General features: G+C 58.7%; 4 protein-coding genes. 2 read left to right on the top strand and 2 right to left on the bottom strand.

The genetic code is table 11. The features are described from left to right. A complete protein-coding gene (gene rcsD, locus Q7C21_RS01765) occupies nucleotides 1-2658 on the bottom strand; it encodes a phosphotransferase RcsD (RefSeq protein ID WP_008926131.1) in 2658 nt (885 codons plus the stop codon). 19 nt (nucleotides 2659-2677) lie between these two features. Then, a complete protein-coding gene (locus tag Q7C21_RS01760) occupies nucleotides 2678-3832 on the bottom strand; it encodes an MFS transporter (protein WP_003854200.1) in 1155 nt (384 codons plus the stop codon). A 749-nt stretch (nucleotides 3833-4581) separates the two neighbouring features. On the opposite strand from Q7C21_RS01760, the gene Q7C21_RS01755 reads away from it, so the two are divergent. After that, complete coding sequence (locus Q7C21_RS01755; protein ID WP_375150312.1) at nucleotides 4582-22281, top strand: Ig-like domain-containing protein; 17700 nt, start codon at nucleotides 4582-4584, stop codon at nucleotides 22279-22281. A gap of 341 nt (nucleotides 22282-22622) precedes the next feature. Further along, nucleotides 22623-24557 (top strand): Ig-like domain-containing protein, encoded by a 1935-nt coding sequence (locus tag Q7C21_RS01750; protein WP_375150311.1) that lies wholly within the window; start codon nucleotides 22623-22625, stop codon nucleotides 24555-24557. Nucleotides 24558-24668 lie beyond the last annotated feature (111 nt).

The following is a 24668-nucleotide window of genomic DNA, read 5'->3' as shown; positions in this document are numbered from 1 at the left end:
TTATTGGTTACCTTGCTGCAGCAGTTGATTGACGTAAGCGTCAATATCACTGGTGGTATTTGTAATGTTTGAATCGTCACACGCTTTAATGTGGTGTTCTAACTCTTCACAAAGCTGTTTGCCGGGAGTCAGATTGAGCATGGCAAACACGCCCTTTAGGCGATGCGCTGTCTGAGCAAGCGAGGCGTAGTCCTTTTCCGCCGACTCAGTATACAGTCTCTTCACATCAACCGGTACTGTCTCCGTAAACAGCTGGAAATAGCCGCCGCTCATTAATGGCGTGGCCGCGTCGTCTTCCATGTCGTTATCCATCACATCATGCGACAGTTGTTTCTCAATCAGGGCCAGCAATGCATCCAGCATCGCATTACTGAGATTGAAATTGACCCGATACTGCTGGTCGTTCAGTGCATGATGACCCAATTCATCTTCCGCCAGCAGCAGTGCCCAGCCGCTAAGCTTCGAGGGATCGTCGGTCACCATGACATCGTGATCCTGACCGGAAATGCGCTCATCAGGTGTCAGACAACGCGCTCCCCAGTTCTCCAGATGGCGGCAGACGATTTTATGTACGTCCTCCACGGTGATCTCCACCAGCGCGGTCACGCCATCCAGAATTTTTTCCTCTTCTTCCTCACGCTTCTCTTCCAGCACCAGCGGCAGTTGCATGTTATAGCGCGTGCCGATATCCGCTTTTGCCACGATATCGAGACTGCCACCCATCTGCTTGCAGAGCTGCTTACACAGGAAGAACGCCATGCCGGAGGCCTGTCCGTAACGATCCTGGCTGGTATCCCCCAGGAACGGGAAGTCGACATTCGCCAGTTCATCCACCGTCAGGCCCGCACCGGTATCCACCAGTTCGATGATCACTCTGTCGGCCTGCTTCTCCGCAGCCTTAACTTCCAGGGTAATTTTCCCCCAGCGGGTCGTGGTCAGGGCGTAGTGCATCAACGTGGTCAGGACTTTGCGCAGGGCGCGACGGTCGCCAAAGCGCGTCTCGTCATTCGCCAGATGATTATTCACCACCAGCGACAGCCCTTTGCGGCGCATCAACGGCAGGCTTTCCAGCGCAATCTCATCCAGCAGTTCCTGCAGGTTGAAGACGGTCGCATCCGGTGACCAGTCGTGTGCTTCAAGCCGGTTCAGCAGCACGATATCATCTACCAGTCGCGCCAGGCCCTGGCTCTCGTCGAGCAGGTCCAGTACGGTTTCATCGGCATCACGCTGGCTGAGCTGCACCAGCTGCGCCACCATTTTTTCCAGTGGCTGATTCAGCGCATGGCCCAGATTATGCAGCAGCTGCTGGCGCATCTGATGATTGCGATCCAGCACCTGCTGCGCTTTCTGCAATTTCTTGTTAACCAGCAGTTCGCGATCCTGATCACGCATCATAAACAGCTGCGTATGCGGCGACAGCACGCTGCGGGCGTGACGGATCTCATACACTTCGTTGTTGATGGTGGCCTGCAGCACGCCCTGATGCTGGTCGGACATATTAATGATCTTCTGCAGATTGAGGTGAGGCAAAAGATGTTCAGCAATCTTATTGCTCAGCAGAGTACGGTTGCTGGCAAAGTCATACACCAGCAGACCGACCGGAAGGCTGGCCACAATCTCTTCATTCAGCACCCGCAGTGAATCGAGTTCAGCGCTCTGGTTTTCGCTGGGACGCAGTGACTGCTGACGCAGCAGCACGATCCCCGCCAGCGAGAGCAGGAACAGCAGCAGGTTGATCAGGAGCGGCCAGAGCAGATTATGCAGGCTGTCGATAATCAGGCGAGTAATCGGCACCTGATAAACCAGCTGCAACGGCGTACTTGGCAGGGTGGCCGCAATCTCAATATTGGGATTAACCAGTGAGACACGGGTATTTTCCACATCCTGCTGTTCACTGCTGCTGGCAGGCATTGAGGTGTCCTGACGCAGCTGGAAGTTTTCCAGCGGCATGTTCTGCGGAACAATATCGTTAACCGGCAGATCAAAGGCGACAACAGTGGCCAGATGGCCCGGCTGGTTAAAGGTGGTGCGCAGCGTGAAATAGTGATCGTTCTGGAAGGCGAGGTGGCGCAGTGGCGAGAAGCTCTCGCGTTCATCCAGCGCATTGGCCTGCTGCAGCATCTCAGCGCGACGGCTATCCACCATTGAACTGATGGCGCTCTCTTTATAGCGCGTTGCCATATCTTTCAGTGGCAGGGTCGAAATCATAATCAGGCTGTTGTCCTGACCATTTAAAAAGTACATCGACCACGTGGGATTTTCCGCGCCCCACAGCGTGTCGAGATAGTTCGACATCCGCATGGTCATATCCAGCGTACTGCTGTCATGTGAGCCGAAAATCAGTGCTTCCGTTTTACGCCGGGTTTTTTCCAGATAATAGACATCAGGACGCAGCCGCGTCTCCTGCAGGTTACTGCCAGGTGGCGCACCGGCTGCGCTGGTTGAGAGGTTTTCATATATCTGCCAGGTGGCAAAGCGATAGGCATCAATACGTTTCTGTACGTCACGCGCCAGATCGTCCATGGCATAGCGTTTCCCGGTCAGCCAGGCATTGACCGAGTTATGCACCATAAAGCCCAGCGCCAGCAGGAGCACCAGATTGAAAACCACAAAAAAGCGGGTGACATTGCCGGAGGTCAGTGGAAACTTATACAACATAGCGTGTCAGGTACCTGAATTATCGCGCAACTTTTCGCGCACTGGCGGCTACCGCTAACAGCAACAGGGCGATCAGTAAAAATGCGCCGCTGAGGCTGATCCATTGCGAAATGAATCCGATTAAAGCCGGACCTGAGAGAATACCCGCATATCCCAGCGTTGTCATGGCAGAAATCGCCAGGTTCGCAGGCATATCCTGTTGATTCCCGGCAGCATTGAACAACATCGGCACCGTATTGGATAAACCAAAGCCGACCAGCAGGAAAGCCAGCAGAGCGATCTCCGGCCACGGCAGCCAGACGGCCAGACACATACCCGCTGCGGCGGTCAGGGCGCCGGAGAGCATCACAGGATAGCGGCCAAAACGCTGGATGATCTTGTCGCCACTAAAACGGCCCAGCGTCATCGCGACGGAAAAGACGGCATAGCCGAGTCCGGCATAGGCGGGTGACATCGCCGGGTTCTGCAGCAGCAGCAGCGCGCCCCAGTCCAGTACGGCCCCTTCCGCCAGGAAAAGGATAAAGCAGAGCAGGCCAAGGAACGCAACCCAGCCACGTGGGATCACCAGCCAGGGCTGATCGGGCTGATGCAGACGCGCATTCATCAGGACCGGCAATCGCCACAGCAGCAGCAAGAGCATTATTGCCATTACCACCAGCGTAGCGGTCAGTGGAGTGAAATCCCGGCTCAGCAACAGGCTGACGGTTCCTGCGCCCAGAATACCACCAAGACTGAAGAAACCATGAAAGCCCGACATCATCGGTTTATCTGCAGCCTGCTCAACCTGAACCGCCTGATAATTCATCGCCACATCCAGCATGCCCAGCCCGGCACCAAAAAGCATTAGCGCAGCCGCCATCACCAGATGAGAGTCTGCTGTCGCCAGCAGCGGCATCATCATCAGTACTAACAGGGTGGAGACGCACATCACGCGACGGCAGCCAAAACGCGCCACCAGCGTGCCGGTCACCGGCATCGCCGCCAGCGAACCAATACCCAGACAGAGCAGCAAGGCGCCCAGGGACGCGCCACTGAGCTGCAGACGATCCCGGGCAAACGGCACCAGCGGAGCCCAGGCTGACATCCCTAAGCCATTAATTAAAAAGATAGTGCGTGTACCCCAGTTAAGGCGGCTTTGATGTTTATGTTGTTGTGAAGCGTCCAGTGCGGTCATAGGTCGGATTCATCAATGTTAAAGCGGAAAAGTGTAGCACTGGCCGCGAGTCAGTGGCCGTTGCGCCTCTTGTCAAAAGTGGTGCAGTCACATCGCATAAATGGCAAAACCGGCAGTTTACCGACTTTTGTTGCATCGCAAATTTTTTCCAGAACTTTCCTGGTATGACCACCGCTCACCCGGGAGTACTTAACTCAAATTTCCCTGCCTTTTTTCAAGGGCTTGCTGTTAAAAACGCAAAACAGCACCACCTGTAAATGCTGACTGAATCACACAATTAAAAAAATTCCTGTCATGGCCCTCACGTTAATGACGCAGTGGTTTTAAGCCTCATCGCATCATTTATGGAAACAGTCAGCAATAAATTGACATGAAAAAACAAAGACAAAGCGCATTACCTGAAAACGAATTTTCGGTTATGGCTAATGTAATAATGTTTTAATCATAACCAAATCTGTACATTGAAATTGATTTTTAACATGGTTACGCTAAAAGTTAATCAGTCACAACCTTTATGTTGTGTGAAAGTCTGTACAGCTTAAAACACTCAAAAACTAATAATAATACCGCTGCGCGCCTATTTTATGTGCGTTAGTGACGCGGCTTAGTTTCGCCATTTTTACCTGCGCCAGGTTAAGACACCTTCTTCATCTCAGAAGGTGAAATGATGCGTGAAGACTTTAAGCATAAAATAAATTTATGTTTAAGGATTCAGTATATTAGCTAATCTGGTGTAACAGAGGTTATAAATGGCAGAACTCACACAGAGCCGTGTAGATATCATCTCGCGCGAAAACGGTACACTCCTCTCACAGACCACTGGCGGTTCATCACAGTCCATTAACCTCACCGAACCCAGCGTTGTACGTATCAGCGGCACGCGAGACATGGTGACGCAGTTTGAGCGCCAGGGTAACGATCTGGTGCTGAAAATGCGTGACGGCAGCACAGTACGCTACCAAAAATTCTTTCTTGATGACGCCGATGGTCAGCACAGCGAACTGGTGTTCGATGATGGCGTCAATCCACCGGAACATGCACTTTTCCCGCAGACCGCAGAAGGGGCTGAACTCGCTTCCCGTTCGATCACACCGACCTATGAATCACTCGACAGCGTAGAGCCGCTGCTGCTGGCGGATAACGCCAATACGTCAATGGGCGTCATCACCGCAGGCGGTCTGGGTGTGCTCGGTTTAGCCGGACTGGCAGTGGGCATCGGCGGCGGTGGCGGAGGGGGTGGAGGTAACGGCGGCGGCAACGCCGGTGGCACCGATCCGGGAACACCGGTCACACCCGGGACACCTGCCATTACCCTGAATGCCTTCGCTGGCGATAATGTGCTGGATAATGCGGAAAAAACGACCGATCAGGTGCTGAGCGGCACGACCAGCAATGTCGAAGCCGGTCAGATTGTCACGGTTACGCTGGGCGGACAGACCTACAACACCACAGTCGGCACCGATGGCAGCTGGAGCGTTACGATCCCTGCCGCCGCGCTGGCGGGACTTCCCGCAGGCACCACCACCATCGACGTCAGCGTCAGTAACGCGGTGGGCACAGGCGCTACGGGCAGCCTGCCGGTTACCGTCGCTGCCGCCGATCCCGGTACACCCGCGACACCGGTTATCAGTCTGAATCCCTTTGCCGGCGACAACCTGCTGGATAACAGCGAAAAAACAACGCCACAAACGCTGTCCGGCAGCACCAGTAACGTTGAAGCCGGGCAGGTGGTCACCGTGACACTGGGCGGTCAGAGCTACAGCAGTAGCGTAGCCGCGGACGGAAGCTGGAGTATTACTGTGCCTGTGGATGCGCTGAGCGCGCTGGCCACCGGCAACGCCACCCTCACAGCAACCGTCACTAACCAGGCAGGCACCGCCGCCAGTGGCAGCCTGACCTTTAACGTCGAGCCGCCCCTGACCGAGCCGGGAACGCCGGTTATCACCATCAATCAGTTTGCCGGTGATGATGTCCTCAGCAACAGCGAGAAAGCCACCGATCAGCTGCTGAGCGGCTCCACCAGCAATGTGGAAGCGGGTCAGGTTGTCACCATCACGCTGGGCAATCAGACCTTCAGCGCAGTCGTGGATGCGCAGGGCAACTGGAGCGTCACGCTCTCACCTGCGGCGCTGAATGCGCTCAATGCCGGTTCACTTGCGATTTCTGCGGTCGTCACTAATCAGGCTGGCATTGAAGCCAGTGAAAACCGCGCAATCAGCGTCGATACGCCTGTCGTTACGGGTCCGCCTGCGGTCACGGTGGATGAATTTACCGGTGACAACCAGCTGAGCAACGCAGAGAAAACCACCGATCAGACGGTGACCGGCAGCACCAGCAATATCGAACCGGGTCAGGTTGTGACGGTCACGCTGGGCGGTCAGACGTACAGCGGCAGCGTAGATGCGCAGGGCAACTGGAGCATCACGCTACCCTCAGCGGCCCTGAGCGCACTGGCGGCAGGTGAAACGACACTGACGGTTTCGGTCAGCAATGCGGCCGGTAACACCGTGACCAGCAGCCTGCCCATCAGCGTGGAAGCGCCGGTGACGCAACCGGGCGAACCGACCGTTACCATCAATGAATTTGCCGGGGATGACATCCTCAGCAACGACGAAAAAGGGACCGCCCAGACGCTTTCTGGCACCACCACCAACGTCGAAGCGGGCCAGACGGTCACGATCACCTTTGGTGGCCAGACTTACGCTGGCATCGTGGATGGCAGTGGTAACTGGAGCGTGACTGTTCCGGCTGGTGCGCTGGGCAACCTGCCTGCGGGATCCAATGTCATCAGCGCCACCGTCAGCAACGTCGATGGTGTGAGCGCAGGCGAAACCCGCGATATCTCGGTTGAGGCACCTGTGACTGAGCCGGGCGTGCCGGCGCTGACCCTGAATGAATTTGCTGGCGATAACGACCTGAGCAACGCCGAGAAAGCGTCCGATCAGCCTGTCAGCGGCACGGTCACCAACGTTGAAGCCGGACAGATCGTCACCGTGACCCTCGGTGGTCAGACCTACAGCGCCAGCGTGCAGGGTGACGGCAGCTGGAGCGTCACCGTGCCATCCGCCGCGCTGAACGCACTGGCAGCAGGCACCACTACCCTGACCGCCTCGGTCAGCAATGCGGCGGGCGACACCGCGACAACTTCGGAGTCGATCACCGTCGAAGCCCCGGCGACGCAGCCGGGTGAAGCCACCGTAACCATCAACGCCTTTGCCGGTGACGATATCCTCAGCAACAGCGAGAAAGCCACCGATCAGCTGCTGAGCGGCACCACCACCAATATTGCTGAGGGCCAGCAGGTCACTATCACCCTGAATGGTGAGACCTTTACCGCCACGGTTGGCGCGGATGGCAACTGGAGCGTCTCGATCCCAGCCAGTTCGCTGGCGGCGCTGGCCGCCGGTAGCACGACCCTGAACGCTACAGTCACCGATACGCTCGGCGCAGCCGTCAGTGAAACCCGTGACTTCCTGGTGGCGTCAGCGGGCACTTCACCGAATGCCCCAACGTTAACCGTCAATGCCTTCGCTGAAGACAACATCCTGAGCAACGATGAGAAGCTGGAGGCTCAGGCGGTCTCAGGCAGCACCACCAACATCGAAGCGGGCCAGGTTGTGACCGTAACCCTGGGCGGAGAGCGCTACAGCGGCACGGTCAATCCTGACGGCAGCTGGAATATCGCGATTCCGGCCGATGCACTCGGTGCGCTGGCCGCAGGATCTGCCTCGCTGGTGGTGACGGTCAGCAACGCAGCGGGCACCAGCGTTAGCGACACGCTGGCGATCACCGTCGAGCCACCGGTGACTGAGCCGGGCCAGCCCACCCTCATCATCAATCAGTTCGCCGGTGATGACGTCCTGAGCAACGATGAGAAAACCAGCGACCAGTTGCTGAGCGGCAGCAGTACCAATGTCGAGGTGGGTCAAATCGTCACAGTCACGCTGGGCGACCAGACTTACAGCGCCACGGTCGGCGCGGATGGCAGCTGGAGCCTGAATGTCCCAGCCAGCGCACTGGCAGCACTGGCGGCGGGCAGTGCAACTATCGCGGCCACGGTTTCCAGTCAGGCGGGCATAATCGCCAGCGAAGATCGGGCGATTGTGGTGGATACCCCGGCGCAACTGGAAACGCCGACAGTGGCTATTGCCCTGTTCGCCGGTGACGATCTGGTGGATAACAGCGAAAAAGCCCTGGATCAGACGCTCTCCGGCACCACCAGCAATGTGGAGGCGGGCCAGACGGTCACCATCACCCTGGGCGGTCAGAATTACAGTGCCACGGTCAATCCTGATGGCAGCTGGAGTACACAGATCCCGTCTGCAGCGCTCAGCGCACTGGCAGCGGGCAGCACCGCCATTGCGGTTAGCGTCACGACGGTAGCCGGTGCTGTGGCCACTGACACCCGTGACATTAACGTCGCGCCAGCAGCAGGCGAACCTGGCATCGTCTCAATCAATGAACCGGTCAGCGCGGATGGCTTCCTCAATTTGCAGGAGCTGAGCAGCGATCTGATCATCAGCGGTTCGGCGGTGGGTGTTAATCCAGGCCAGACGGTGCAGCTTAATTTTAACGGCGGTAATTACAGCGCAGTGGTGAGCAGCAATGGCGTCTGGAGCGTCACCGTTCCGGCAAGTGCACTCACCGATATCACCGACGGTGTGAAACAGATTTCAGTGACGACCGTCGATGCCAGCAATACGCTGCTGACCGCCTCCGCTCCGCTGAATGTGGTCGCCTCTGCGCTGCCGCAAATCACGCTGGACGAGAGTGCGATCACCGATGGTGTTCTCAACCGGACGGACGCGGATAGCGATCTGCTGATCGGCGGCAGCACCGGCAAGGCCGTCGCGGGCCAGCAGGTTGAAGTGGAACTTAACGGCAAAACTTACAGCACCACTGTCAATGCCGACGGCAGCTGGAGCCTGCCAGTGCCTGCCAGCGATCTCGCTTTACTGGCGCAGGGCGCTAACAGCCTGATCATTACCGCCATTGACGAGGCGGGCAACCGCGCGGACCAGACGGTGAATTTCAGCGTCGACACGCTGCCACCGACGCTGATTGTGGCTGAGGTCGCAGGTGGCGATGGCATTCTCAACAGCAGTGAAGTGACGGCGGGTGTGCCGATCAGTGGTTCAGGTGCACTGCCGGGCGAGCGGGTTTCTGTTTCGCTGAACAACCAGAGTTACAGCGCCACAGTCGATGAGCAGGGCAACTGGACGGTTGATTTGCCGCCAGCAGCATTGCAGGCATTGTCTGATGGCAGCAGCTATACGCTGACCGTCACGCTGACCGACGCCAGCGGGAACATCGCCACCCAGACGCAACCGCTGTTAGTCAACACACAACTTCCGGTTGCGGCCGTGACCGCACCGGGCGGTGATGGGGTTCTGACCAGCAACGAACTGACTCAGCCGTTGCTGATCAGCGGCACCGGCACCACGGGCGACACCGTAACGGTGGGGTTAAACGGCAAGACCTATAACGCCGTTGTTGATGAAAACGGAACCTGGAGTGCTTCCGTTCCGGTTGCCGATCTGGGCCCGCTGACCAATCAGACTTATCCGGTAACGGTTACGGTGACCGATCCGGCCGGTAACAGCAGCTCGCAGGATACGTCTTTGCGGGTCGCCACGTCCGTACCGGCTCTGACGATCAACGATCTCACTAATGATGGCGCGATCAACAACAGCGATGCGCAGCAGCCATTGATCGTCAGCGGCACTGGCGACGAAGGCGACATCATTCGCGTCACGCTGAATAACGTGACTTACAGCGCCGTGGTGGCGCAGGGTGGCAACTGGAGCGTCAATATTCCTGCCTCTGATCTGGCGAATGTGCCGAATGGCACCCAGACCGTAACGGTGGTGGCGACGGACGCCGATGGCAACACCACACAAACCGGCAGTCCCTTGATTTTCGCCACCACGCCGCCGCTGCTGGAAGTCTCCACGCCGGGCAGCGATGGTTATATCAATATCGCTGAGCACACCCAGGATCTCACTCTCGACGGGCGTGGCGGTGCGCAGGGCGATACGGTCACGGTAACGTTCAATAATGAAACCTACACCGCCACCGTGGATACCAACGGCGCGTGGAGCGTAACGGTTCCCGCCGCGATTGTCAGCCAGCTGGGCGATGAGATCTATCCGATCAACGTTGCCATCAGCGATGCGTATGGCAACACCACCACACAGTTGACCAGCGTTACCGTGCTGGCGGCCACGTCACCCGCCCTGACCATTGATCCCGTCACCAGCGACAATCAGGTCGATAGCGCGGAACAGCTCAGCGACATTCTGGTCACCGGCAATGTCACCGGCGTACCGGCCGGTTCGCCGGTATTATTGACCATTAACGGGCAGTCTTACGACGGTGAGGTACTGGCGAACGGTAGCTGGAGTGTGACGCTGCCCGCCGGATCGCTGGGCGGTTTGGGCGAAAAAACCTTTACCGTAGCGATTACTGATCAGGCCGGTAACCCGGCGCTGCCTGCTGAAGGGCAATTCAGCGTGGTTATCTTACCCGAACCGTCGCTGTCGGTGACCCCGATCAGTGGTGACAATGCGCTGAATGGGCTGGAAGCACAGAGTGATCTCACTGTAAGTGGCGGCTCGGCAAACCTGCCGGCTAACAGTCCGATCAGCGTGACGCTGGAACCCAACGGCACGGTTTACACCACCACAACCGATATAAACGGCAGCTGGACCCTGACGGTGCCCGCTGCTGACCTGGTAAATCTGCCGCAGGGTAACACCACGGTTACCGTCTCTTCGGGTGATGTGCAGATCAATCAGCCGCTGCTGGTGGCGACTACGCCGCTGGCAGACCCGGAAATCAATACGCCTTTCACTGACGGCATTCTCAACACGGATGAAGCCAGCGTGGCGCAGACGCTGACCGGCTCAGTCCAGCCAGGCCAGGCCGTCAGCGTGACCCTGGGCGGCATAAGTTATCCGGCAACGGTCGCAGCAAATGGTGAATGGCGCGTCACGCTGCCGCCAGATGCGCTACAGGCACTGCCGCAGGGCAGCAATCCGGTTACCGTGACGGTAAGCGATGTGGCAGGTAACAGCACCAGCATCAGTGAACCGCTGATTGTTGATACCGGCTTACCCGCGCTGACCGTTAATCCGATTGCCATCGATGGCATTATCAATGCGACTGAAACGACCACGGATTTGAACCTGAGCGGCACCGTTGCGCCCGGCGGCAGCGTCAGCCTTGTACTGAATAACCAGACCTATGAGGCAGTAGTTGCCGCCGACGGCAGCTGGACGGCTACCGTGCCTGCTGCCAGTCTGCAACTGCTGCCAGAGGGTCGTTACGATCTTAACGTGACTGTCACGACTCTGAGCGGCAACGTCGCCACCACGCCATTCCCGGTTACCGTGGATACCACGCCACCCGACTTCAGCTTTGATACGCCTGCTGGCGATGGCGTGCTGAACATTGCAGAACAGGCCAACGGCTTCAGTTTCAGCGGTGCAGGCACTGAAGGCGACAGCGTGAGTGTCACGCTGAATGGCGTCACCTACACAGGCACCGTTGAGGCGGGCGGAAACTGGACGCTGGCTGTGCCGCCAGCGGCACTGGCCGGTCTGACTAACGGCATCAGCTATCCCGTGGTGATCACCGTCACCGACGAGGCGGGGAACAGCAACAGCCAGAACAGTGCGCTGACAGTTGCCACAACGCCGCCTCCGCTGGTGGTCGCACCGATCAGCGGCGACAATGCGCTGAACACAGGTGAACTGGCGGAGCCGCTGGTCGTCAGTGGCAGCGGTCAGAATGGCGATATTGTCACGGTCCAGCTTAATGACCAGATTTACAGCACCACGGTTGGCGTAAATGGACAGTGGACGCTGCAGATCGCCTCTGAAGCGCTAGCAGCACTGCCGTCAGGCAGTAATCTGGTAACGGTGACGGAAACCAGTGCGAACGGTAATCAGAGCAGCCAGGTGATTGATCTGAATGTGGCTACCTCGCCGGAGATACAGCCTGCGCTGACCATAGATAGCAGCACCTTTGCCGGTGATGGCATCGTGACGGCGGCAGAGCAGCTACAGCCGATTACGGTCCGCGGCAGCAGCAGCAATGTTGAAGCGGGCCAGCAGGTCATCATCTCTCTGAATGGCACCGAATACAGTGGCGTGGTCGCGGCCAGTGGCAACTGGAGTATCATTCTGCCTGCAGGTGCACTGGCTGAATTGGGGGAGGGTAATCAGACACTGAACGTCAGTGTGATTAACGTCGTGGGTAATACGGCCAGCAGCCCGCTTAACTTCAGCGTGGACAACACCCTGCCGTCGATTGCGCTGGCACCGATTAGCGACGACAACTACCTCAATGCACAGGAAGTGAATGGCGCCATCGTCGTGAGCGGCAGCACCAGTGGTCTGCCGGACGGCAGCATTGTCACCGTCGTGGCTAATGGGACGCCGGTCAGTGTCACCGTGGCGGCAGAGGGAAGCTGGAGCCTCACCTTACCGGCTGGCACCTTTACCGGCACTGCGGATGGCCCGCAAATCATCACGGTCACCGCCAGCGACGCTAACGGAACAGAGTTTGCGACCAGTGACGCCACGCTGACGATTGTCGCCAGCGCATTGCCAGTGGCCACTCCCGGTGTGGCATTCAATGATGGCATTCTCAACGGTGAGGAAGCCTCGGCAGGTGGCGTGATCACCGGCAGCACCGGCGTAACCGGTGACGGCCAGACGGTCGTTGTGACGCTGGGCGGCAGTAACTACAGCGGTACGGTGGATGCCACGGGCAACTGGCAGGTCGCGGTTCCGGCCGATATTCTGGCTGCGCTGCCACAGGGCAATGCGCCTTACACCGTGGTTGTCAGTGATGTAGCAGGCAACACCAGCCAGGCGAATGGCAACATTGTGGTGGATACCGTGCCTCCGGTGCTGAACTTCATCACGCCATCCGATGGCATTATCAATGCTGCCGAAAGTCAGCAGCCGCTCACGCTGACCGGCAGCAGCGAAGCAAACGCGCTGATTGTGGCCAGCTTCAACGGCACCACGCTGAGCACCACCGCTGACGTTAATGGCAGCTGGTCGCTGGCATTGCCTGCCACGGTTTACACCGGGCTGGGCAACGGTAGCTATCCACTGACCGTGACCGCCAGCGATGCGGCAGGCAATGCCACCACCACCAGCCGTGACCTGGCGCTGAAAGTGGAACCCGGCACACTGCCAACCCTGACGCTGGATGCGTTTGCTGGTAACAACGTGGTTGATGGCGCGGAACGCCTCACCGATCAGCGTCTCTCGGGCACCACCACCAATGTTGAAGCGGGCCAGCTGGTCACTGTGAACATTGAGGGGACGGTTTACAGCGCCACCGTGCAGGCGAGCGGCGCGTGGAGCCTGACCGTGCCAGCCGGTGCGCTGGCGGCCATTAATGACGGTAGCGCCAGTTTCACTGTGGCGGTCAGCGATGTGGCAGGCAACACCACTAGCCGTGATCTCAACTTTGACGTGAACAGCAACGCCTCTGGCCTGGCGATGGACGCCATCAGCCAGGACAACTACCTGAATGCACAGGAGCTGGGTCAGTCGCTGATCGTGACCGGCACCTCGGTGAATGTGCCTGAGGGCAGTACGGTGACGCTGCTGTTTAACAACATCAGCTATACCGCGCAGGTCTCGGCCACTGGCCGCTGGAGTGCGATCGTGCCGGCTGAGGCACTCACGGCGCTCGCCGATGGGCCTTACACCGTGACCGTCACCGCGACAGACAGCGGCGGGTCGACCCTGAGCAGTGAGGCGACGCTTAACGTACTGGCGACCACTCTGCCGGCACCACAAATCCTCTCTGCCTTTGGCGATGGAGTGCTCAACAGCAGCGAGATCGCCACAGCACAAACCCTGAGCGGCACCACAGGTGTAACAGGTGACGGACAGCGCGTCAGCGTGCAGCTGAATGGCGTCACGTATAACGGTACGGTCGACAGCAACGGCAACTGGCAGATCAACGTGCCTGCTACGGCGCTGGCTGACCTGCCAGAAGATGTTATTAGCTATACCGTCACGGTGCAGGATGCGGCGGGTAACACCGGCAGCACACCGGGCAGCGTAACGGTGGATCTGACGCCACCGACGCTGACCCTGAACGCCGTTGCGGGCGATAACAGCGTTAATATCGCCGAAAGCCTCGCTCCGATTGTCCTCAGCGGCAGCAGCAATGCTGAAGCCGGGCAGCAGGTCACGATTACCCTGAACAATCAGCTCTGGACGGCTACCGTTACCCAGGAGGGCGACTGGAGCCTGACACTGCCTGCCGGTTCGCTGGCCGGTATTCAGGCCGGCGCTTACATCCTGACTGTGACAGTCAGTGATGCGGCGGGTAACCCGGTCACGGAAACGCGTGAAATCACCGTGGCAACCGGGGCATTGTCGGTCAGCATAAACACCCCGTTTGGTGATGGTTATCTGAATCTGGCTGAGCAGGGTGTCGGCCAGACACTGACCGGCAGCACCGGTGTGCCGGGCGACGGCCAGACCGTCACCGTGACGCTAGGCGGGAATGATTACCCGGCCACGGTGGATGCGCAGGGCAACTGGACGCTGAATTTAACACCTGCGCAGGTGCAGACGCTGGACGAGGGGATCAATACCCTGGTGGTCAATGCCAGCGATGCGGCCGGTAACAGCGGTCTGCTGACCAGCGCCGTCACCGTTGATCTCACACCGCCGGTATTGAGCGTCAACCCCATCGGCGGCGATAACATCATCAATTCCCTGGAGGTACTGGAAGCGGTCGCCATCAGTGGGTCGGCAACGGTGGCGGATGCCGGGCAGACAGTGACGGTCAGTTTCCAGAATGTCGATTACACCACTCTGGTGCTCTCTGACGGCACCTGGCAGGTGACGCTGCCTGCCAGCGTTGTGCAGGGGCTGGCGGACAACACCTACCCGGTTGTTGTCTCAATGACCGATGCAGCGGGCAACCCGGCGGTTGCGGTTCAGACCACACTGACGCGCGATGCTGACAGTCTGAATCTGCCGACCCTGACCCTCGGGACGCTCAGTGAGGATAACTTCCTTAACCAGGCCGAGTCGCAGCAGGATCTGAGCATCGGCGGCACCAGCACCAATCTGGCTGAGGGCCAGCTGGTGGCGGTGACGCTGAACGGCCTGCAGTACAGCGGCACGGTGACCGCGAATGGCAGCTGGGCGGTAACCGTTCCGGCCGCCGCGCTGGGTAATCTGCCGGATGGCGATCAACTGGTGCAGGTGGTGGCAACCGATGCCTCTGGTAACCCGGCCAGTGCCAGTGGCAGTCTGGTTGTGCTGGCCAGCGCGCAGGTTCAGCCGACGCTGACCATGAACGTGGTCGCCGGTGACGATGTGATCAATGCCACCGAGTCCACTGCAGAGGTTGCGGTCAGCGGCAGCAGCACGCTGCTGGCAGCGGGTACTGTCGTAACGGTGTCATTGAGCGGCACGGATTACACGACGACGACCACTCTCGATGCGAACGGCATCTGGACGGTGAATGTACCGTCCACGGCCTTTGCCGATGTGGTGCCAGGTAGCAGCCAGACCTTTACCGTCAGCGCAACGGATGTCGCGGGTAATCCGGCAACCGCCACGAAGGAGGTTGATTTTATTACCACACGCCCTGTGCTGACGGATATTACGGTCAGTGCGGGCGACACCCTTAACCTGTCGGAGTCGCTGCAGGATCTCACCATCAGCGGCACCACCACGGGCGCAATACCCGTGACGGTAACGCTGAATAATGTCAGCTACACCGCCACGGCAGATGCCGACGGAAACTGGACAATTACTGTTCCGACGGCCGACGTGCAACAACTGGCGGATGGCCCCAATGCGATCATCGTTTCTGTCACTGACGCGGCGGGCAATATCACCACGGACACCACCACCTCACTGGATGTGGCGTTTAACACCCTGCCAGCGCTGACCCTGAACACACCGTTTGGCGATTCGCTGCTCAGTCTGGCAGAAACCGAAGGCCCGATAACGCTGAGTGGTGACAGTACCAACCTGCCGGAAGGCAGTGTAGTAAACATCGCTCTTGGCGGGCTGACGTTCAGCACCACCACGGATGTCAGCGGCAGCTGGACGCTGAACCTGGCATCGGGTGCGCTCACAGGCCTTGACGATGGACTGACACAGGTGGTGGTCACTGCTGTTGATGCTGCCGGAAATCCGGCGCAGGCCACTGCAGGCGTTGAGATCCTGCAAACCCCACCGGTTTCCGCTGACTTTGCTGTTACGCAGTTCGGCGACAACGTCATTAATATCAGTGAAGCCGCCTCGGTTCAGCAGGTTACCGGCACCTCCACCGTCGTGGCGGGTCAGACGCTGAGCGTCACGGCAGGTGATGACGCTATCCCGTTATCCGTCACGGTCGATGCCAGTGGCAACTGGACGGCCAGCCTGACGCCAGAGGTAATCGCCAGCCTGGGGAGCGGGGAACATACCCTGACCCTCACAACCACGGATCGGGCAGGAAACACGACCGAGGCGACCAAAACATTTATCTCTGCGATTACACCGATTGCTGACCCCTCGCTGGATACACCCTTTATTGATGGGCGGATTAACGCCGCAGAGGCGGCCGCAGGGGGATCGCTTACCGGTGCGGTGAATGTTGATAACGCAGCGGGGGTCACCGTCACGCTCAATGGGACTGTTTATTCCGCAACGCTCAGTCAGGATGGTTCCCGCTGGTCACTGGACCTGCCACCTGCTGTATTGCAGTCACTGCCGGATGGCAACTGGCCGGTGACGGTGACCGTCACCGATGTGAACGGCAACACCGGAAGCTTCGGCGGTACGGTGCTGGTGGCGATTAACTCGCTGCCGGATGTCACCCTGAATCTGCCGTTTGGTGACGGTGCGCTGAACGCTGCCGAGGCGGGAACGGAACAGATCCTGACGGGTACCACCGGCATTAGCGGTGCCGGTCAGACTGTATCGGTCCTGATCTCCGGCTTCAATAATGATCAGCCGCTGGCTGCAACGGTGCAGACCGACGGCAGCTGGTCTTTGGCCCTGTCGCCAGCGCAGCTGGCCACGTTCACCAGCGGCACTCACACTATTACCGTGACCGCAATCGACATCGCGGGTAACAGCGATAACACGGCGCTGAATGTGGTCACCGAAGTGGCCGTGCCGGTACCCGGCTTTAACCCTGGTGCATTTGGCGGAGATAATCTGCTGAACATCAGTGAAGCGGCGGCAGGCGTGACCCTGACCGGCACCACCGGCAGTGTGGGGGCGAATCAGGCGGTCAGCATCACCGTCGATGTTAACGGCAGTCGCTATTCTGGCTCAGTGGATGGCGACGGTAACTGGACCGTAAACATTCCGCCGGATGCCCTGAGTTCACTGGGTAGCGGGCCGCAGACGCTGACGGTCAACGTGGTGGATGCAGCGGGCAATAGCGCATCAGCGCAACTGCCATTCACCGCTGATCTCACCGCGCCACAGCCTGCAGTCAATCCGGAATTCCTCGGCAGCTATGTAAACAGTAGCGATGTTGCCGCGGGCATTACCCTGAGCGGCACCACCGGTGAGGTGGGCGCGAATCAGACGGTGGGGCTCACGCTTGACGGCACGACCTATACCGCAACAGTGGATGCGAATGGCAACTGGACGGTGCCCCTGACTCAGGCGCAGCTTTCAGCACTGCCGGATGCCACCTATCCGGTCAGCGTGACAGCAACCGATGCAGCGGGCAACAGCACCACCATTACCAGTTCGCTGGTGCTCGACAAAACCCCGCCGGTGCTTAGCTTTACCGACTTCACTGGCGACAACGTCGTTAACTACGCCGAGAGCATTCAGCCGCAGATACTCAGCGGCACCACGACCGGCGCAGAAACCGGTTCTGTCGTCACGGTTTCGCTGAATACCACCATCCTTGGCACCGCAATTGTTGACGGTAACGGCAACTGGAGCGTGACGCTGACGCCAGAGCAGATGGCCACCTTTACGCCATCGACCACGCTGACGCTGGCAGTGACCGATCTGGCTGGCAATACCGCAACCGTGCCTGTCTCGCTGACCGTCGATCTGACGCCACCACCAGGCCCGCTGGTAACGCTGGACACAGTCTCGGGCGACAACATTATCAGCACCCAGGATGTGGCGGGTGGGGTAGCGGTAAGTGGTACTTCGGCTAACCTCGGCGCGAACGGGTCAGTGGAGGTGGTGATCAATAGTGTTCCCTACACCACCACGCTGGATGCGTCGGGCAACTGGTCGACCGGGGCCTTGCCCGTCACCGCCTTTGGCAATGCGGACGGCAGCGTCGGCATCACCGTGACGGCCACAGATGGCACAACACCGGTGACGACCAGCGGTAACGTGCTGATCGATCTGACTGCACCAACCCTGTCGATCAATACCTTTGCGGGTGATAACCAGGTTAATGGCAATGAAAGCACCCTAAGCCAGGCGATTACCGGCACCGCCGATATCGCTGAGGCTGGCCGCACGGTCGTTGTGACCTTCAATGGCCAGACCTACAACGCGGTGGTGCAAACCAACGGCACCTGGTTTGCTACCGTTCCTGCCAGCGCAATGCAGGCACTTACCGATGGCACCACGCCAATCACCGCGCAGCTGACGGATGCCGCCGGCAACGTGGGGGCGGCTACCCAGACAGTGACGGTCGATACCGCCGCGCCACTGGTACTGGTGGACGCATTCCTCGGCGACAACGTGGTCAACGCCGCAGACCTGGTGCTCGGTCAGGTGCTGACCGGTAGCGCGCAGGGAGCCGAAGGCCAGACCATCAGCCTCTATCTGGGCGATGCCGCCCCGATCGCCACCGCGACGGTGGGGGCTGACGGACGCTGGAGCATCGATCTTGCGCCGAACGTCCTGTCGAGCCTCAATGACGGCGCGCTGGTGTTTGGCGTGCGGATCAATGACCTTGCAGGCAACCAGACCGACGCCACGCTAACGGTCAATAAAGTGGTCAACAGTGCGCTGACGCTGGTGGTTGATTCGGTGTTCGGCGACGGCACGCTCAGTGCGCTGGATACCACCGTCGCGCAGACGATCTCCGGGACCGCACTCTCCGCGGGCGTCGGTGCCACAGTTTCCGTGGTGCTGGGCGGGACCACGCTCTCTGCCTCAGTGGGTCAGGATGGTAAATGGGCTATCGTGGTGCCACCGTCGGTACTGGGTCTGCTCACCGATGGTCAGCTGGATATTGACGTCACCCTGACGGATGCCGCAGGCAACACCCGCACGGTGGGTGAAACCGCTACGGCGATTGTCGATGCGGTGCCGGTCGTTGGTCCGCTCACCGGCTTGTTTGGCGGCGATAACCTGCTGAACATTGCAGAAGCCGCAGCCGGACAGCTGGTCGGTGGCGTCATCAGCAATGCAGCTGCAGGTTCACAGGTGACTGTGACCTTTGGCAGCAAGACGTACAGTACAACGGTGCAGGCGGGCGGAAGGTGGAGCGTTAACCTGCCGGGCAGCGATCTGACTTCACTGCTGGATGGCAATCTGACGCTGGGCGTCAGTGTCAGGGATGCCGTGGGTAACGTTGCCTCTAACAGCGCCTCAATTGGTATCTTTACCCAGACACCGTCCATTTCGCTGACGTCACTGTTTGGTGATGGGGTACTGAATCTGGCCGATATCGCCACCGGACAGGTGATCAGCGGCGTGGTAAATAACGTTGCGCAGGGCAGTGTGGTCACACTCTCGGTGGGCAACAGCCAGCTCAGCGCTACCGTGGGTGCGGGCGGCGCCTTCAGCACCACGGTAACGCCGGATATTCTGGGCACGCTGGCACAGGGCAACGTGACGGTAGGGGCTTCGGTCACGGATGCAGCGGGCAATACCGCCAGCACCAGCGCCGGTGTCCGCGTCGATACGCTGCTGCCGACCATCACGGTGAATCCGCTGTTCGGCGACGGTCTGCTGAACGTGGCAGATGCGCTGTCGACGCAGATCATCAGCGGCGTCGTGGGCGGTGCGGAAACGGGGTCGCGTGTGGTGGTGTCGGTGGGCGCACAGCAGTTTGTGACGGCAACGGATGCGAATGGCAACTTTACCGTCTCGCTGACGCCTGCGCTGCTGCAGGGGATTGCCGATGGTAACCTGACGGTCGGATTCAGTGTCACCGACAGCGCCGGTAACACCACCAGCACCACTGCCGGGGCGCTGGTGGGTATTCACAATCTGCCGAAAGTGACGCTCAATCCGCTGTTTGGTGACGGCGTGCTTAACGTGGCGGAATCGCTGGTCACGCAGACTATCAGCGGCACCGTCTCCGGGCTGGCGGCGGGCAGCAGCGTCAGGCTGGCGATTGGCAGTACCAACGTCACCGCGCAGGTCAACGCCGACGGTACGTTCTCTACTGCCATCTCGCCAGCGGTGCTCTCGACGCTGCTTAACGGTAACTTCACCGTCAGTGCGTCTGTCACCGACACGGTCGGTAACGTCAGCAGCACCAGCGCGGGCGTCTCCCTGGGACTGGTCCAGCCAACCCTGACAGTGAATACGGTGTTTGGCGACGGTGTGCTGAGCGCCCTGGATCTGGCTTCCAGCCAGACCCTGAGCGGGACCTCCAGCCTTTCAGCGGGTTCTGTCGTCAGCGCCACACTGAATGGCCAGACCTATACCACCAAAGTAGTGAGTGGCGGCAACTGGAGCATCAGCGTGCCAAAAGCGGACCTTGCCTTGATCACTGACGGCATTAAAACCGTGACGGTCACTGGCACCGATGCCTACGGAAATGTGGTGAACAGCAGTGGAACGCTGAACGCCATCAGCCAGTCGACGCCAGTGGTCGCCATTACCTCACTGTTTGGAGACGGTGCGTTGAGCGCGGTGGATGTAAAAACCGCACAGACTATCTCAGGTACCGCCAGCAATGCTGAGGGATCGGCGGTGCGGGTGACGCTGGGTGGGCAGACATACAGCACTACCGTGAGCAGCAATGGCAACTGGAGTCTCTCTGTTCCGGCAGCTAACCTCGCCGCCATTGCAGATGGACTACAGACTGTCACCGCCAGCGTCATCAACGGTGCAGGTACCAGTGGTTCCACTTCGGCGTCGCTGGGCGTAGTGAGTCACACCACGCCGACGGTCAGCGTGAACAGCTTCTTTGGTGGCGATGGCTACCTCAACATCTCAGAGGCCAATGCCCCTGAGACCATCAGAGGAACCAGCACTAACGCGGCGGGTGGCACGGTAACGGTGAACGTGGCGGGCAACATCCTCACCACCACCATCGGTGCGAACGGCGCATGGAGCATCAGCGTGCCATCAGCGACGCTGAAAGGCATTCCGGACGGCAGCCATCCGCTGACCGTGACGGTGGCGGATATTGGTGGCAACACCGCGACCAGTACCAGCAGCTTTACCGCGTTGTCGCATAATCAGCCGCTGGTGGGTGTTGATCCTGTACTCAGCATTGTGGGTTCTCTGCTCAGCGGTCTGGTGGTGCAGGGCGGATCGCTGAATGCCGCGCAGGGCTCAAAAGTCAGCGTAACGTTGCTTCTGGCCAACGGCAACAACGGTCCGACGCTGAACACCACAACCGATGCGCTGGGGCGTTATGCGGTTAACTTCTCACCGTCACTGCTGTCGGTGGGTGGCCTGCTGCTGTCGCTGAGTACGCTGGCAAAAGTTTCGATTACCGACGCAGCCGGTAACAGTTACACCACCACAAACACGCTGTTGCTGGGTGCTGTGCTGCCGGTCACGCTGGCGGCATCCGAGTCGCTTGCGCTGTTCTCAATAGCGGATGACAGCGCCACGGTCGCCAGTGCCAGCACGGAAACGCAGCACAATACGAGCACCAGCAGCGACGATAACAGCGCCCATGTCGCAGTGACCTCGACGCTGATTACCGAAGCGGATACCGTAACGCCGGTCAGCAGTGAAACCGCCACAGCGAGTGACACCGCGGTGGCAGCGGCACCGGCAGAGGAGGCGGGCTATACCATCGGCGGCGTAGTGATTACGCTGGCTGATGGCACGACGGCAGAAGGGGCGTCGGTTACCGGCAGCAGCGGCGCGGATACCGTGACGGTCAGTGACCTTAACTTTACCCATATTGATGGCGGCGCAGGCACGGATACACTTGTGCTTAACGGTGAGTACCTCAGTCTGGACCTCACCGCGCTGGGCCTGAAAGTTGAACACATTGAAGTGCTCGATTTGGGTAAAACCGGCACCAACTCCGTGAAACTCGATCTCAATGAGGCACTCAATATTACGGACAAACAGAGTGACGATTTGATGATCAAAGGCGCGGATGGCAGTCAGGTCACCCTGGCAAACAGCAACGGCGGTATCTGGGAAGTGACTGGCGAGCGCACGGTAGAGGGCAGAGTCTTTGAGATCTACCACAACTCGGCGCTGACCAGTGAGAACACCCTGGGTGATGTGCTGGTGCAGCAGAATCTGCAGGTTCATGTGGTGTAGCAATAATAACGTCGGTCAGGCTGATCGGAGAAGCGGGTGCGAAAGCACCCGCTTTTTTATTTAGTCACGTGATAATTTATTTTCCAGATAATCGCCAATATTCATTAGCAGAATGAAAGATTAGGGTAGGTGCAACAAACGGCGTCACGCCGTGAATCATTATTCTGGCTCCCTTTGTCGCTTTATCAGCGTCCTCTTTCTCCATCCCTGTTACCTGCGGGTAACCAGTTCCGACCAGCGGAAACGGGCAGCATCAGCTGACCCACCACCTGTCGACAGCCTTAACGTCCGGTTTATCCGGGCGTTTTAGTCTGCGTTTCTGTTCTGAACTGAGGTTACCTATGTCAACACGTGATACGTTTCGTTCTGTCCGGCTTGAATCCATTTTCCAGACGGCAGTCAGCGACTTTGCCGTTACCGACAGCACGCTGCCAGCCATCGTGCCACTTCCCCTGCAAAGCCTGAGCCTTCCGGTGGCTGCGCAAAGCCTGAACCTGCCAATCAGCACTTTCTCCACGGAATCGCTGCATAGCAGCCCGGTTAATGACAACACGCTGTCCACGGTGAAGAGTTCATCTCCCCCGGCACTACGGCCTTACGAACCCATCGCCATGGACGGCGTTATCGCCAGCTGGGAAGCGCATAAGCCAGTACATCTGCGGGGGCGTGCTGAAGGTGAAGCGGGTTCAACAGTGACACTGACTTTTAACGACCAGAGCTGGCACAGTACGGTCAATAAGTGGGGCTACTGGAACGCCTCTATGCCCGCTGAGGCGCTAAAAGGGGTGCCGGATGGCAATCACAGCCTGCAATTGACCCTCACCAATAAAGCGGGCCACAGTACCACTACCGACGTCGATTTTGGTCTCTATGCTGATCGCACCATCAAACCGACACTGACCGTGGATACGGTCAGTGGTGACAACGCGGTGAGTATTGCCGAGAGCATTTATGGTGTTGAGATCAGCGGCAGCGCAACACACCTGCCGGTGGGGTCGGTGCTGAAACTAACGCTGGGCACGCAAACCACCACCGCGCACATGGAAAGTGACGGCAAATGGTACGGTTCTTTTGCTGAAAGTGATTTAACCGCGCTGCCGGATGGCGTTTACAGCCTCAACGTCACGGCGACCGATCCCAACGGAAAAACGGCAACTGACTCTCACGATTTGACGCTGATCACTCATCAGAGCAGCCTGCCACAGATAACCTTCGATAAGATTACTGCGGACGATGTGATTAACCTTGCGGAAAGCCAGCAGGATCTGCTGCTGAGCGGCATGCTGACCACCGTCATGCCGGGCCATCAGCTGGTTATCAGCGGCGCCAACGGAAAAGATTATAACGCCACCCTGGGCCAGGAAGGACACTGGCAGGTGATCATCCCGGCAGCGGAGGTGAACGCCTTTATCAGCGCCGGGGAAATCCGTGCCTGGTCCATTGATGGGGCAAAAAACTACACCGACGTCACCCATGAACTGAATATCCACACGGATTTACAGCAGGTCTACACCGAAATGGATATCGGTGGTGACATGATCCTCAACTATCAGGAAGCGCAGCACGATCTGAGCTTCTATATTGAGGGTTGCAGAACACTGGAAATCAATGGGATAACCTACCAGCCTGACGCAAAAGGCATGGTCACGATGACCTCCAGCGAGCTTATGGCGCTGCCGGATGGTCCGGTCACCGCCACTTTCCATCGCCAGGATGACTATGGCAACAGCGATACCCAAAGCTGGGACACGCTATTTACCGTTGCCGTACATCAGCGGCCAACCCTGACGCTGGACATCGCCTTTGGCGACAACAAAATCGATGCTGCCGATGTGAACAGCTGGCATCTGATTCAGGGCAGTTCCAGCAATCTGCAACCGGGGAGCCAGGTGGAATTAACGCTGGGCGATCAGCATTACAGCGCCAGTGTCAAAGCGGATGGTGGCTGGTCCCTGACCATTCTGGCCGGACAACTGGCTCCACTGGATGAGGGGGAATATCCGATGACGGTCAGCGCCAAAGACAGCGCCGGTAATATCGCGACGGCCAGCCAGACGGTGCAGGTGGCATCGCATACCGAAACGGCGAGCCTGACAGAGGGGCAGACGCTGGATCAGCTGCTGGAAACCGTTAGTCAGACTCAGCAGGCAGAGACCGGGCATGTGGCACAGGCATCTGTTGCTGTCCTCCCTCAGGAGAGCCATCTCTTCTCAGATGTGCCTTATACGCTTGCCGATCACCTGTTGCAGCATCCGGCAGCACAGTCGATAGTGTGACGCTAAATCATTAGTAAAAGTACTGATTTCCGGGCAGGTCTGTTAAGCCTGTCTGGAGTGGTCAGGCGTGGCTGGGTGGTTAATTTTCATTCATTCAGGCGGAATATTAAA

This window comes from Pantoea sp. ANP04 (genome assembly GCF_041982285.1).
Taxonomy (GTDB): Bacteria; Pseudomonadota; Gammaproteobacteria; order Enterobacterales; family Enterobacteriaceae; genus Pantoea; species Pantoea eucalypti.
The sequence above is the reverse complement of the archived record's forward strand: the minus strand, read 5'-3'. Positions and strand labels throughout refer to the sequence as shown.

Excerpts from the sequence above, each read along its gene's own strand:
- rcsD (WP_008926131.1), bottom strand. The coding sequence starts at position 2,658 with ATGTTGTATAAGTTTCCACTGACCTCCGGCAATGTCACCCGCTTTTTT.
- Q7C21_RS01760 (WP_003854200.1), bottom strand. The coding sequence starts at position 3,832 with ATGACCGCACTGGACGCTTCACAACAACATAAACATCAAAGCCGCCTT.
- Q7C21_RS01755 (WP_375150312.1), top strand. The coding sequence starts at position 4,582 with ATGGCAGAACTCACACAGAGCCGTGTAGATATCATCTCGCGCGAAAAC.
- Q7C21_RS01750 (WP_375150311.1), top strand. The coding sequence starts at position 22,623 with ATGTCAACACGTGATACGTTTCGTTCTGTCCGGCTTGAATCCATTTTC.